The sequence below is a fragment of the Paraburkholderia diazotrophica genome, from assembly GCF_900108945.1.
Lineage (GTDB): Bacteria > Pseudomonadota > Gammaproteobacteria > Burkholderiales > Burkholderiaceae > Paraburkholderia > Paraburkholderia diazotrophica.
On record NZ_FNYE01000009.1, the window covers coordinates 168,658 to 182,398 of the forward strand.

Consider the following 13,741-nt stretch of genomic DNA (forward strand, 5'->3'; position numbering starts at 1 on the left):
CACGCCGCGCGTATCCGCACGATCGGCACGATGGCACTTGCGCTCGTGCTATGCGCGTGCACGATCGGCCCCGACTACAAGGCGCCGCTGACGGACGCGCCGCCCACGTGGCACACGGATTCGTACTGGCGTCTCGCGCAGCCCTCGCACGCGCCGCTCGCGTCGGACTGGTGGAAGTCATTCGGCGATGCGACGCTCGACGGTCTCGAAACGCAGGCGCTCGCGCAGAACCAGACGCTCGCCGCGGCCAGCGCGCATTATGCGCAGGCCCGCGCGACGCTCGCCAACACGCGCGCGCAACGTGTTCCCGAAGTCGATCTGTCGGCGTCGGCGGCGCGCCAGAGAACATCGAAAAACCGGCCTCTGACGAATTACGCGTCGCCGAATCAATCGACGGTGCAGAACAATCTGCAGCTCGGCGCGACGATCAACTATGACGTCGACCTGTTCGGCCGCATACGTCGCGAAGTGGAAGGCGCGCAGGCATCGGCGGAGCAGTCGCGCGACGATCTCGCGAACGCGCGGCTCGTGCTTTCCACTGATCTCGCCACCGATTATTTCTCGCTGCGCGAACTCGACGCGGAAATCGACGTGCTGAACCGTTCGGTGCAACTGCAACAGAAGGCGCTCGATTACGTCACGACGGAGCACGATCTCGGTTCCGTTTCGGGGCTCGACGTGTTGCAGCAGAAGTCGCTGCTCGATCAGACACGCGTGCAGGCGCAACTGCTCGTGACGCAGCGCGATCAGTTCGAGCATGCGATCGCGGCGCTCGTCGCGGTGCCCGCGCCGCAGTTTGCGATCGAGCCCAAGGTGGTCGACTATCACGTGCCGACGATTCCGCTCGGACTGCCGAGCGATGTGCTTCAGCGGCGTCCCGATATTGCATCGGCGGAACGCGCGATGGCGGCCGCCAACGCGCAGATCGGCGTCGCGAAGGCGGCGTTCTTTCCGAGCCTGACGCTGACGCCCGGCATCGGCTGGCAGAGCACCGAGTTCGCGAATCTGATCAGCGCGCCGAGCCTCATGTGGTCGCTCGGCGCGGCGCTCAGTCAGGTCGTGTTCGACGGCGGCCGGCGCGCGGCCAACGTCGACTTTGCGAGCGCCGGTTATCAGGCCGCGCAGGCGAATTACCGGCAGTCCGTGCTCACCGCGTTCCAGCAGGTGCAGGACGGCATCACGGGGCTGTCCGTGCTCGACAGCGCCGCCGCGCAGTCGCGCGATGCCGTCGCCGATGCGCAGCGCCTGCTCTCGCTCGCCAACGATCGCTATTCGGGCGGGCTCGTCGCCTATCTCGACGTGATCACCGCGCAGCAGTCGCTGCTGACGAGCCAGCGCCAGGACGTGCAGATTCACGGACAGCAGATGACGACATCCGTCGCGCTCGTGAAGGCGCTGGGCGGCGGATGGGACGTGCAGGAGACAGGCGCGCAGCCCGCGCCCGCCGATGCGGCGAACAATCTCGCGCCATCCGCCGCGCGCGCCGGACTGACGCGAACGGATGCGCATCGGCAGACGTCATGCCGGATGAAGGGTGACATAGGCACCGGGCTCAACACGTTTGGAAAGCCTACTTATAATGATCGAGAGAAGAGAGAGGAGCGCCCATGAAGCTGCTCATCGTGGAGGATGAATTCAAGGTCGTCGATTATCTGCGTCGCGGCCTGACGGAACAGGGCTGGGTGGTCGACGTCGCGCTCGACGGCGAAGAGGGCCTGCATCTCGCGTCCGAGTTCGACTACGACATCATCGTGCTCGACGTGATGCTGCCCAAGCGCGACGGCATCAGCGTGCTGAAGGCGCTGCGCATGCGCAAGTCGACGCCCGTCATCATGCTCACCGCGCGCGATCACGTGAACGACCGCGTGCGCGGCCTGCGCGAAGGCGCCGACGACTATCTGACGAAACCCTTTTCGTTTCTCGAACTGGTCGAGCGTCTGCATGCGCTTGCACGGCGTACGCGCGTGCAGGAGTCGACGCTGATCTGCATCGGCGATCTGTATGTCGATCTGATCGGCAGGCGCGCGACGCGCGGCGGCGTGCGGCTCGATCTGACCGCGAAGGAGTTCCAGTTGCTTAGCGTGCTCGCGCGTCGGCAAGGCGATATCCTGTCGAAAGCGATGATCACCGAACTGGTCTGGGACGTGAACTTCGACAGCCACACGAACGTCGTCGAGACGGCCATCAAGCGGCTGCGTGCGAAACTCGACGGCCCGTTTCCCACCAAGCTGCTGCATACGATGCGCGGCATGGGCTATGTGCTCGAAGTGCGCGAGGAAGCAGAGGCATCATGATTCGCTCGAACCGTTCGATTGGGCGGCGTCTTGCGTTGCTGTTCGCACTCGTCGCTCTGACCGTTTTCACGCTGGTCGACACGGGGCTCTTTCTCGTGCTCCGCTCGCAACTGGAGCAGCGGCTGCGCGAGTCGCTCGATAGCCGCACCGAGGTCGCGCGCATCATCGTGCATCACGCGATCAATCGCGACAAGTGGCGCTTCGCACAGGAAAAGCTCACTGACATGACGCCGCGCGACGGCACGAGCGTCTATTCGATTTCGAGCGCCGCGCCGCTCTTCAACTACGGACATCCCGTGACGGGCAGGGTCGTCGCGCAATGGCCGGGGGGCTATGCGCGCGTCGCCGACAACGGCACGGGCCACGACCTGCTGACCCGCACGCTGACGCTCGTGCCGAACGGCGAGCGTCCGCAGGTGCAGTTGCAGGTGGCGACCAGCTATGCGCCGGCCGAGCGGGCATTGCGCGAGTTTAGTCTGGCGCTCGCGGCGCTGTCCGCATTGGGCGCGATCGGCGCTTCGCTGTTGAGCTATTGGGTCACGCGCATCGGCCTCGCGCCGTTGCGCCGGCTGACTGTCGATGCGTCGGAAGTGAGCGCCGATAATCGCTCGCAACGTCTGCGCACGACCGAGCTGCCGTATGAGTTGAACGATCTCGCGCATTCGTTCAATGGCGCGCTCGAACGGCTCGATGAAGCCTACGTGCGCCTCGAATCGTTCAACGCAGACGTCGCGCACGAACTGCGCACGCCCGTGACGATCCTGATCGGACAGACGCAGGTCGCACTGACGCGCAACCGTTCCGTCGACGATTTGCGCCGCACGCTGCAATCGAACCTCGAAGAGTTCGAGCGGATGCGCGACATCATCAACGACATGCTGTTTCTCGCGCGCGCCGATCAGGGCGAGCGGGCCACGGAACTGGTCGAAGTGTCGCTCGCGGCGGAAATTGCGCGGACCGTCGAGTTCCTCGAAATGCCGATGGAGGAGGCGCAGGTGCTGGCCGAACTGCACGGCGATGCCGTGGCGCGCGTGAATCGCTCGCTGTTTGGGCGGGCTTGCGCGAATCTGCTGATCAACGCGATTCATCATTGCACGCCGGGATCGTCGATCGCGGTCACGATTTCGCGCGAAGCGGGCCGCGTGTGGATCGCCGTCGCCAATCCGGGCGAGCCGATTTTGCCCGATGTGCTCGATCACGTGTTCGACCGCTTTTACCGTGCCGAGCTTTCGCGCACGAACAGCCGCGAGAATCACGGGCTGGGCCTTGCGATCGTCAAGGCTGTCGCCGAAATGCATGGCGGGTTCGTGTTCGCGCACAGCCTGGACGGCGTGAACACGTTCGGCTTTTCGATCAGGAGCGTCGACAGGGCGCGCTCTCCGAAAACCGATGTCGTCGAGAAGGAAGCGCCTGTGGCTTCGCGGACCATCGCGTCCGCGTCCGCGCCGCTCAAGTCGCCGTGAAGTGTCGCCGTGACGTGTGTCGCGCGAACAGGTAAATTGATCTCATCATTGGCCTCTGTTCGACCGAATGACGGTCAGATTGACCGGTTACGCTGGGTTATCGCGTCCAGTTTTGTATCCGGCAAGGGGGCAGTGTGGATCTGATCGAAATGGCAAAGAAGTCCGGCATGCAGGTGCTGCTCGACGCGCAGATCGGCAGCCAGTCCTATCACAGCGTGTGCGGGCCGCTTTCCTCCTTGCAGCGATTCGCCGACGAGGTCGGCAAGGCGCTCGCCGCCGAAGCGGCCGCGCAGGCCGCGTCCCACTCCAGCGTGGAAGCGTAGGCCAGGCGGCTGCTCTCGCGAGGTAATCACAAGCCTTGCATCTGGGCGTTGCATCCGGGCCCGGTATCTGCTTCACGATCGTCGCCCGGCCCAGGCGGGCGTTGCCGGCGCGCTGCTTTTCGCGCTTTCTGTCGCGCTTTCCACATGGCGCTCCGATCGTGGAGGATTCTCTGCGTTGACCGTTCGCGACTCTCTCGTTTCCCGCGTCGGATGGCGAAGGAAAGCGCGCGCATTGCTCCACGCGTTTGCTGCCGGCGCCGCATTCTGTACCGTTTCGGTGACAGTGTTCGCCGCGCCTCGCACGGCGGCGTTGCTCGACTGCGCGGTGATCGACGACAACGCGCAATACAGCGAGCTGGGCGCCGTGCAAGCCGAGCAGGCGCGTGCCGCGATGATCAGCGAACGGTTGCGCTCGCAGGTGGAGCAGCAGGGGCTCTATAAGGTCGCCGACAATCGGCAGGCCGCGTTGCTTATCGATGGATTCAAGTCGACGCAGAGCCTCAATGCATGCAACGGCTGCGAACTGGAGATTGGCCGTCGGCTGGGCGTTCAGCGCGTCGGCGTGTGCTGGGTGCAGAAAGTCAGCAATCTGATTCTCAACATCAACTTGCGCATCGAAGATACGGCGAGCGGACAGATCGTGTTTCAACGCTCGGTCGACATGCGCGGCAATACCGATCAGTCCTGGCGGCGCGGCACGGATGCCCTCGTCGGCCTGCTCGCCGCCGATCCGGACGCGGCGCATTGAACATCGCACGCACATCGATTTCGGGAAAAACTCCCGGCGCCCGCGCTGTCATCCGGCCGCGCGATGCGCTAACTTGAGCGTGGGTGAATTCGCCCTTGCGGCAAAACGCAGATGGCCTGAATGACCCAAACGGGCCCGTCGAACAACCAACCGCAGGAGACATCGATGCATTGCACAAGACGTACACGCATGGCGGCATCCGTCGCGCTCGCCGTATTGCTCGGCGCGGGTGCCCAGCAGGCGTTCGCGGCAACCGCGTATGTGACGAGCGAGACGAACGGCGTCGGCGTGATCGACCTCGACCAGATGACGCTGACGAAGACGATCGGCCTGGGCAGCGACGGTCCGCGCGGGCTGAGCCTCACGACGGATGGCCGCCGGCTGCTGGTCGCGAACAAGACGGGCGACTTGTCGGCGATCGATACGTCGACGGACAAGATCGTCGCGCGAGTGAAGATCGGAAAGAACCCTGAGTTCGTGCGCGTGCATCGCGGATACGCATACGTGACCTACGAGCCCGGTGAAAGCGGGCCGCCGCCGCAGGCTCAGGGAGCAGGCAAGCCGGAAGGAAAGCCCGAGGGCAAACCTGAGGGTAAGCCGGAAGGTAAGCCGGAAGGCAAGCCCGAGGGCCAGGCGGGCAAAGGCCACGACGACGACGACGACGCAAACAGTCCGCCCGCCGAAGTCGCCATCGTCGATCTGAAGACGATGAAGGTGGTCCGCTCGGTGAAGAGCGGGCACGAAACGGAAGGCGTCGAGTTCTCGCCGGACGGGCGCGAGCTGCTCGTCACCAACGAGGGCGACGATACCGTATCGGTGTATCGGACGGGCAACGGCGCGCCCGTGCGCACCGTGAAACTCGACAAGGGCTCGCGGCCGCGCGGTATCAAGTCGACACCGGATGGCAAGCACTATGTCGTCACGCTGGAGAACACCAGCAAGTTCGTCGTGCTCGATGCGGCGACGCTGAAGACCGTAAAAACAGTCGGTACGAAGCTCGGACCGTACGGCGTCGCATTCGATCCGTCCGGCAAGCATCTGCTGATCGCCGCCGCGCGCGACAAGACCTTGCAGGTGTTCGATGCGAAGACCTACGAGCACGTGAAGGACGCACCCGTCGGCCAGCGCTGCTGGCACTTCACGTTCACGCCGGATGGCTCGAAAGTGCTGATGGCGTGCGGTCGCTCGAATGCCGTTTATGTGCTCGATGCGAAGAACAATTATCAGACGCTCGGCCAGATCGGCGATTTGCCGTTGGCGTGGGGCATCGTGACGTCGCCGCCGAGCCAGGGGTCGATCGATTCAAGGTGAGGGGTGGTTTGGGTGGTGGGTTGAGGTGGATTGAGCGTTGCCCTGTTCGAGTTAGCCCGCCTTCACTTTAGGTGGGCTTTTTTGTTGTTCTTCGAGGAATGGATGGGGGGTATCGATTCGGGGTCGACACTCGCGGTGCGAAATTGGATGCCAATCAGCGGACGGTCAAATGCCAGTTAGCCAGGACTCGCGATCGACGGATACGTACGGAAATTGATCCTGAGAAATTTCGGCTTCAAGTACGTAGCCGGTTGAGCTCAGGCACACCGCTCTACAAACCAGCCGCCTTCCCCACCGCGCGCGTGACGCTTGGAGCCCAGGCGACGATGCAGTTCTAACCCACCGTCGAACGTAATCGAAGGGGCAATCCATCGGAGGTACTACCGCGGCTGCTAAAGTCCTGCGCAACACAGCCGTTAACGCAGTTACGCATCTCCAGCACCTGCGACTCCACTCATGCCTCGCCCCGAAGACCAGCCGGCTCGCCAGGCCGCTCACCTCGACCCAAAGACCATCGCCGCCATCGTGATCGGCAACGGCTTCGTCGCCTACGATTTCACGGTCTACAGCTTCTCAGCCGCGTTGATCGGCAGTCTGTTCTTTCCATCGGCGAACCCCGCTTCATCGCTTCTGCTGTCGCTTGCGACGTTCGGCGCGGGCTTCGTCATGCGTCCGCTCGGCGCGCTGATGATCGGCCATATCGCCGATAACCGCGGCCGCCGCGCAGGCATGATCGTATCGCTGGCCCTGATGACCGTCGGCACGTGGATGATCGCCTGTCTGCCGACGTACGCGACGATCGGGCCCATATCGACCGTGCTGATCGTCACCGCGCGGCTGATGCAGGGGCTCGCCGCGGGCGGCGAAATCGGACCGGCATCGGCGTCGCTGATGGAGTCGGTTGCCTATCGGCATCGTTGCTTCATGGTCAGCTGGCGCGGCGCGAGCCAGGGCGCGGCGGCATTCGCGGCGGCGCTGATCGGCGCATGCGCCACGGCGCTGCTGTCGCACGAGGCGATGCAGGCCTGGGGATGGCGCATCCCGTTCGTGCTGGGCGGCTTTATCGGACCCGTCGGCTGGTATCTGCGCAGCCGGATGGCTGCCGCCGAAACGCCGGCCGCGCGCGAGCGACTGTCGGCGCGCCTCTTCACCGAACACGCGCGGCCGCTCTTCTGGGGCGTCCTGATGATGGCCGCGCCCACCGTCAGCATCTACGTGACGGTGTTCTACATGCCGTCGTATCTCGTGCGCACGCTGCACCGGCCCGCCGCGATCAGTCTGCTGACGGGCTGCATCTCCGGGCTCGTGATTCTCGTCATCACGCCGCTCGTCGCGCGCATGGCCGACCGGCTCGCGAGCCGCAAGACACTGCAATACGCGACGCTCGCGGTGTCGATCGCGGCGGCATGGCCCGTGTTTCGGGCGCTGCTCGACGGTGCAAGCGATATCGCCGCGCTGCTCATCATCACCGCCTTCGTCGCGTTCGCGCTGAACAACGCGGGCGCCGGCTCCGTCCTGATGATGGAGGCTTTCCCGCGCCACCGACGCGCAGCGGGACTCGCCGTGATCTACAGCGTCGGCGTGGTGGTGTTCGGCGGCTTCTCGCCGTTGATCGTCACGTGGCTCATCGACGCGACGGGCAATCCGATGGTGCCCGCGTGGTATCTGATCGCGGCGATGACGCTCTCGCTAGCCGGTCTGACGCGCTTTCCCGAACACGCGCAAGCGGCCTCGACACGCCGATGACGGCAGCCGCGCCACGCGCGCCGCTCACTCGCGCGCGCGTTGCAGCGAGCGCGCGCGGGTGCGCAAGTCCTGCGGGCTCATGTCGAATGCGCGGCGAAACGCGCGCGTGAAGTCCGACGCGCTGTTGAATCCCAGCCCATAGGCGATGTCCATCACCTGAAGCTGCGGGAAGCGCACGAGTTCATTGGCAGCTTCGCGCAGCCTCTGGTTGCGTATGTACGCGCCCAGCCCGCCTTCGTGCTCGAACCAGCGATAGATCGTCGCGCGCTTGAGTTGCAGCGTCTGCACGACGCTCGCGGGCGACAGATCGGGCCGATGAAGATTCGCGTCGACGAAGCGCCGCACCCGCGCGAGCACGGCGGCCTGCAGTGCGGCGCGTCCCGCGCCCGTCAGCGTCGCGTCCTGCCGGAACGCGGCGATCAGCAACTGGGCGCCCGTTTCGAGCGCGCGCGCCGCTTCTTCGGGCTGCGCGTCACGAATCGTTGCCGCTACGACGGCGAGATGATCGCGCGCCGCACAGGCAAGCGGCGCGCCGAACGGCAAGGTCCGGCCGTGGATCGACTCGCCGTCCGACAGGCCCGCGTCGATCGCATGCTGGGGCACGAACAGCGTCAGCACGCGGCACGCGGGGCGTTCGACGCGAAACGGCTGATTCAGGTCCATCGCCACGATGCCATGCACCGAATCGGCCTCGCTGCGTTTGCGGTGCATGCCCGAGATGCGGCCCGTCTCGCCTTCCAGGTACAGATGAAACGCGTAGTCGCGGCGCGTGTCCGTGGAGACGCGCGCGATCGAGCGTTCGAGCACCATTGCGCCGGTTTGCGAATCGGTGAAGAGGGCGCCGCCGACCCTGTAGCGGTCGATGTGCGCGCCGAACCCTTGCGTCAGCTGTTGCCGCGAAGGCGGCACGTCGACCACATGTCCGACCCGCGTGCGCCAGGCCAGCACCTGCTGATCGGGCGCGAGCGCGCGCGTGCTGAAGCGGTCGATCAGCAGCGAGGTATGCGGTTCGGCCTCGGGCGACGGCCGGTGCGGATCGGGGCGCTGGGTCATGGTTCGGTGCGGCGGTGCTGCGTTGCGATTCGACGCTTATATCGACGCTTATATCGACGCTCGCAACGGGCCACCGGAATTTCTATGGATGCTGCAGAGAACTGAGACGCATGGTAAAGCCATTCTCAAAAGTCGCGCTATCGTTGAAAGAAAAAAGGCCGGACGGGTCGCGCGGCGTTGCCTCGATTTCGATCGAGGCATCGTGGGCGCGGCTGCGCAGCCCCGCTGTCGCCGAGGACAGTCGAGCGCGACCCGTCTGACGGCATACGGGGTGAAGAGCGGGGGCTCTATGACGATCACGAAAGCGGAAGGCGCGGCAGATGTCGCGTCACGAAAGTCGGCCAGCCTGGCGGACGTGGAACTGGATCATCTCGAACGGATGGTGCAGTACGTGGTTCGCCGCACAGCAGCAGACGACACGTCCCAGCTCGACTTCGAATACTGGGGCAAGCGCCTGCGCGCGCTGACGCAGACGCACGATCTGGTGGCGACGCAACGACAGCGGATCATCGGCTTGCTGGATCTGCTCGAGCGCGAAATGCTGTACCGGTCGCGCCAGACGGCTGCCTGAGCGCATTTTCTTCGCCGTACGGGATGAAGCGCGCTACCTGAGCCGCGCGCGTGCTGCGTCGGCGCGCCGGCACCTTTCGATCTCATCTCGCCTCGTTTCGCCGCGTCGTCACATAGCGGCACGAGTGCTTCATCGCTCATGATGCGGGCGCCTCGGCCGCCCGACGGGCACGCCGAGTCTGGCGCCTGATTCCGTCGCGACGGTCGGGAAGAGCACGCCAGCAACTGTCAAATGATGCGAAATCGCATCACAAATCGGCGACTTGCAGCGTTTCGCGCGTACGTCGCGCGATGACGGACGGCGGGTTGTGTTTTAATCACGCCTGCCGCTGCTGTCTTCAACGTATCCGATTTCCAGCTCCCATCCGATGTCCGCTGTCGTCAAATCAGAATTGCTCGAAAAATTGTGGGTCCGCATGAGCGAGCGCGGCGATTTCCCGTTGCTGTCGCAGGCGCTGCGCTCGACCGTTTCGGCGATGAGCGACGACAACCTCGATTTCACGTCGCTCGTGCAGGTCGTCCTCTCGGACGTCGGCCTCACGCAAAAGGTGCTGCGCCTTGCCAATTCGGCGATGTATGTCGCGTTCGGCGGCAACATCACGACCGTGACCCGCGCGCTGATGGTGCTCGGCATGGATACCGTCGGCCATCTCGTCGTCGGAATGAAGATCGTCGATCACTTTCATCAAAGCGTGCCACATCGGATCGACGCGAAGCTCGAGCTCAACCGCGCGCTGCTGTGCGGGACGGTCGCGCGGTGCATCACGGAGGGCGTCGATCTGCGCATCGCCGAAGAGGCCGTCGTCTGCACGCTGATGCGGCAGATCGGCAGACTGCTGGTCGCGTTCTATCTGGAGGGCAAGTGGGAGCAGTTGCGCCGCACGGCTGAGAGCGAAAAGATCGACGACAGCGAAGCGTGCGTGCGCCAGCTCGGCGTGAGCTTCGAGGACATCGGCGCGGAGGCCGCGCGCCGCTGGCGTCTGCCGGAGACGATTTTCGCCGGCATGCAGTCGCTCGGCGCGCCGTCCAACGAGCCTGCGTCGGACCATGTGCGCTGGCTGCGGGCCGTCAACAGCTATTCGACGGAAGCGGCCAACGCACTCGCGGCCCACGAACCGGGCGACGGCCTGGAAGCCTTGCTCACCGAGCTTGCCGTCCGCTACAGCGACGAGCTTAAGGTCGATGCGCCGAGGCTCGAAGCGCTGAGCGCCGCGTTGATCGACGAAGAGAGCAGCGAAGGCCTGATGCAGGAAATCGCCGAACTGCGCGCGCACGCCGATGCGATCGTGAGCACCGGCAACTCCGCGCATGCGCGCCTGAGCGCGGGTCTCGAAGACCTGCGCGCGCTGCCGTCCAGCAAGACGCTCGCGCCCGTGCTGACGCTCGCTTCCGAAGCGGTTCTGGCAGGACTCTCGCTTTCGCGCACGCTCGTGTTCGTGCGCCAGGCCGACGCGCGGTATCACGCGCGCATCGGTTTCGGACACGACATGGAGCACATGCTGCCGACGCTGAACTTCGGCGCGGGGTTTCAGCCCGACGTGTTTCATCTTGCGATTGCGAACCCGGTGGGCATCTTCATCGAGAACGCGCGCGAACCGCGGATGGAGGCGCGCTTGCCGGACTGGTTCAAGGCGCATCTCGCCGACGCCCGGGCGTTCGTGCTGCTGCCCGTGAAGGCGAAGGACACGACGGTCGCGCTTCTGTACGGCGACTGGACGCAGACGCAGCCCTTGCACAAGATCACGCAACCGGAGATGGCCATTCTCAACGAGCTGACGCGTGAGTTGAGCCGGTTTTTTTCCGGCGCCAACCTCGAAGCTGTCGACATGCTTTGAGCGCGCGCTGGCCGCGATGCGCGTGATCGACGGTTTGCGAATGCAGTGGCCTCGCATCCCTTTGCCGATGCGCGCATTCGGCGCGCGATGAACCGTTAGCGCAAATCAGCGGGCCCAGCCAGCGAGCAGCGCCGGCAATTGCGCCATGTCTTCGAACACGTCGGCGACACCGGCTGCGCGCAATGCCTGTTTCGAGCTATGACCTTTCTCGCCGGGGCTGTAGCCGAACACGGTCGCGCCCGCCGCACGGCCAGCCGTGGCGCCCGTCACCGTGTCTTCGATCACCGCGCAGCGCGACGGATCGACACCCAGACCTGCCGCCGCCGCGAGATACACGTCCGGATGCGGCTTGTTGCGCGGCGTTTCATGGCCGCTGAAGATGCGCCCTTCGAAGTGATCGAGCACGCCGATTTTCGCCAGTTGCAGGCGCACCTTGTGGCGATCGGCGCCCGATGCGACGGCGATGCGTCCGTCGAGCCGCGCGTGCAGTGCGCCGACCGTCGCGGCGATGCCCTCGATCGCCGTGACATCGCGTTCGAGTGCGGCATTGCGCCGTGCGCGGAATGATTCGATCCATGCCGTCGTGATCCTGACGCCCGTTTTCTCTTCGATCAGCGGCGCTTCGTCCATGACCGTCTTGCCGATGAAGATCGCCATCGCGTCGTCGAGGCTCAGATGCCAGCCAAGCTCGCCGAGCATCGTCGCGAGCACGGCGGTGGTAATCGTCTCCGAGTCGACGAGCACGCCGTCGCAGTCGAATAGCACGGCATCAAACGGAAAAGCAGACATCGTTGTCCCTTGTGGGTCGGTGAAAACCCGCAAGGGTACCGCGAGTCGGGACAGTCCGCTGCAAAAGCGGCCGCACGCCGCGTGGGCGCAGCGGCCGCATCGAACGATCAGAACTTGTGGCGCAGGCCGATGCGCGTCACGAACTGCGTGTTCGCGCCCGCATTGCCGATGAACGATGACGACGAGCCGATCTCCGCCTGCACGGGCACGTTGCGCCCTGCGACGGTGTTGCTGCCCGACGCCTTCTGATAGATCGCGAGCACGTAGACATCGGTGCGCTTGGACAGTGCGTAGTCGACGGCGCTGTTGATCTGATGCCACTTGCCTTCGAACCGGTCGTCGAGCTTCGAGAACGTATAGCCGAGCCCTGCCGAGAGCGCCGGCGTAAACGCGTACCGGCCGCCGATTTCGTAGTTGTTCAGCTTCGACGATGCGCCCGTGAGCGGCTCGAACTTCGTGTGCGTCCAGTTCGCCCACACGAGGGCAGCGGCGATCGTGTAGCGCGCGCCGACGCCGAACGTCTCCAGATCGCGCAGTCCGCCCGTGTTGATGTTTGCGATGCTCACGCTGAATGCAGGCGTTGCGCCGTTCGGATAACGGATGTTCGTATATGCCGCGCCGATGCCGAACGGTCCCTGTGCGTAGTTGGCGCCGAAGCTGTACGCGCTCGACGAGCCTTGCGTCGTCGTCGTGCCCACGGTCGTCGTCGGCGTGCCGGCGAACAGCGTCGAGTTCGAGAAGCCGTACATTGCGCCGAACGTCAGACCCGCGAAGTTCGCGCTGCTGAACTTGATCGAGTTGTTGATGCGGCTCGACACCAGCTGGTCGAGATCGTTGATGTGGTACGCGTAGTTGCCGGCAGGCGTCTGACTGCCCATCGTGTAGCTGCCGCCGATGTACTCCGTCGAGAACGAATACTGGCGACCGAACGACAGCGCGCCGATGCCGTCCTTCGACACGCCGACGAACGCTTGCCGGCCGAACAACGCGCCGCCCTGGCCCGACGTGCCGTCGCCGCTGCTGAAGCCGCTCTCCAACACGAACAGCGCCTTCATTCCGCCGCCCAGGTCTTCAGCGCCGCGCAGGCCCCAACGGCTGCCCGAAGCGACACCGTCGCCGTATTTGACGACGCTGTCGTGTCCCGTCGAGGTCGCCACCTTGTTCGCATACGTGATACCCGCATCGATCAGCCCGTACAGCGCGACGCTGCTTTGCGCGTGCGCTGCCGTGGCGAAACACCCGAGGGCCGCGACGGCCAGGAGGGTCTTCTTCATTCTTCTTCCTTCTTGTTGTGGACGCACGCGTCCCGACTGACGAAATACGCGTGATGTCGGTGATGAGAATGTGCTGCCGCTTTGTTATCCGCTTCGATTGTCATATCCGCGTTGACCGCATCGACTGCATGCACGGGATCGAAACGTCGGGCCGTGCGAGGGCCTCATGCGCGCGCACGACGATTTGTCTCGATGCCTGTGTGTACCTGCTGGAGCGGCGCGCCGTGAGACCGCCGCGGGTGGGAGCGGAGGGATGAATAGAGCGCCGAACCGATCCGGGGATCTGCCCGTATGGCTATAGCGAGGCGAATATATTGGCTCGTTAGCGAGCAGTA

Annotated in this window: 12 protein-coding genes; 9 read left to right on the forward strand and 3 right to left on the reverse strand. The window is 64.7% G+C overall.

The features are described 5' to 3' along the window. Window positions 1-30 precede the first annotated feature (30 nt). The 7 genes from BMW76_RS14405 (at window position 31) to BMW76_RS14435 (ending at window position 7,885) form a co-directional block, all read left to right on the forward strand. Window positions 31-1,611: an efflux transporter outer membrane subunit gene (locus BMW76_RS14405; RefSeq protein WP_245763231.1), complete on the forward strand. Its 1,581-nt coding sequence runs from the start codon at window positions 31-33 to the stop codon at window positions 1,609-1,611. After that, window positions 1,608-2,294 (forward strand): heavy metal response regulator transcription factor, encoded by a 687-nt coding sequence (locus tag BMW76_RS14410; protein WP_090865974.1) that lies wholly within the window; start codon window positions 1,608-1,610, stop codon window positions 2,292-2,294. Before BMW76_RS14405 ends, BMW76_RS14410 begins: the two co-directional genes overlap by 4 nt. Continuing rightward, window positions 2,291-3,757, forward strand: a complete 1,467-nt coding sequence (locus BMW76_RS14415) for a heavy metal sensor histidine kinase (RefSeq protein ID WP_090865975.1) — start codon at window positions 2,291-2,293, stop codon at window positions 3,755-3,757. Before BMW76_RS14410 ends, BMW76_RS14415 begins: the two co-directional genes overlap by 4 nt. Window positions 3,758-3,891: 134 nt before the next feature. Beyond that, window positions 3,892-4,080: a hypothetical protein gene (locus tag BMW76_RS14420; RefSeq protein ID WP_090865983.1), complete on the forward strand. Its 189-nt coding sequence runs from the start codon at window positions 3,892-3,894 to the stop codon at window positions 4,078-4,080. Window positions 4,081-4,312: 232 nt separating this feature from the next. Then, window positions 4,313-4,828, forward strand: a complete 516-nt coding sequence (locus tag BMW76_RS14425) for a DUF3280 domain-containing protein (protein ID WP_245763223.1) — start codon at window positions 4,313-4,315, stop codon at window positions 4,826-4,828. A 189-nt stretch (window positions 4,829-5,017) separates the two neighbouring features. Then, window positions 5,018-6,139, forward strand: a complete 1,122-nt coding sequence (locus tag BMW76_RS14430; RefSeq protein ID WP_245763224.1) for a cytochrome D1 domain-containing protein — start codon at window positions 5,018-5,020, stop codon at window positions 6,137-6,139. 456 nt (window positions 6,140-6,595) lie between these two features. Next, window positions 6,596-7,885: an MFS transporter gene (locus BMW76_RS14435; protein WP_090865986.1), complete on the forward strand. Its 1,290-nt coding sequence runs from the start codon at window positions 6,596-6,598 to the stop codon at window positions 7,883-7,885. A 24-nt stretch (window positions 7,886-7,909) separates the two neighbouring features. Here the strand turns inward: BMW76_RS14435 and BMW76_RS14440 are convergent, their stop codons facing one another. Continuing rightward, window positions 7,910-8,938 carry a helix-turn-helix transcriptional regulator gene (locus tag BMW76_RS14440; RefSeq protein ID WP_090865987.1) on the reverse strand — a complete coding sequence of 343 codons (1,029 nt, stop codon included), beginning with the start codon at window positions 8,936-8,938 and terminating at the stop codon, window positions 7,910-7,912. A gap of 22 nt (window positions 8,939-8,960) precedes the next feature. Between BMW76_RS14440 and BMW76_RS41860 the strand changes: the two genes are divergently transcribed. Both BMW76_RS41860 and BMW76_RS14450 read left to right on the forward strand, forming a co-directional pair. After that, the gene (locus BMW76_RS41860) at window positions 8,961-9,509 is read left to right on the forward strand and encodes a hypothetical protein (RefSeq protein ID WP_245763225.1); all 549 of its coding nucleotides are present in this window, start codon (window positions 8,961-8,963) and stop codon (window positions 9,507-9,509) included. Between the two features lie 367 nt (window positions 9,510-9,876). Further along, window positions 9,877-11,343, forward strand: a complete 1,467-nt coding sequence (locus BMW76_RS14450) for an HDOD domain-containing protein (RefSeq protein ID WP_090865989.1) — start codon at window positions 9,877-9,879, stop codon at window positions 11,341-11,343. 105 nt (window positions 11,344-11,448) lie between these two features. Here the strand turns inward: BMW76_RS14450 and BMW76_RS14455 are convergent, their stop codons facing one another. Together BMW76_RS14455 and BMW76_RS14460 are read right to left on the reverse strand one after the other, a co-directional pair. Next, window positions 11,449-12,132 (reverse strand): HAD family hydrolase, encoded by a 684-nt coding sequence (locus tag BMW76_RS14455; RefSeq protein WP_090865990.1) that lies wholly within the window; start codon window positions 12,130-12,132, stop codon window positions 11,449-11,451. Window positions 12,133-12,239: 107 nt separating this feature from the next. Further along, window positions 12,240-13,406: a porin gene (locus BMW76_RS14460; protein ID WP_090865992.1), complete on the reverse strand. Its 1,167-nt coding sequence runs from the start codon at window positions 13,404-13,406 to the stop codon at window positions 12,240-12,242. Window positions 13,407-13,741 lie beyond the last annotated feature (335 nt).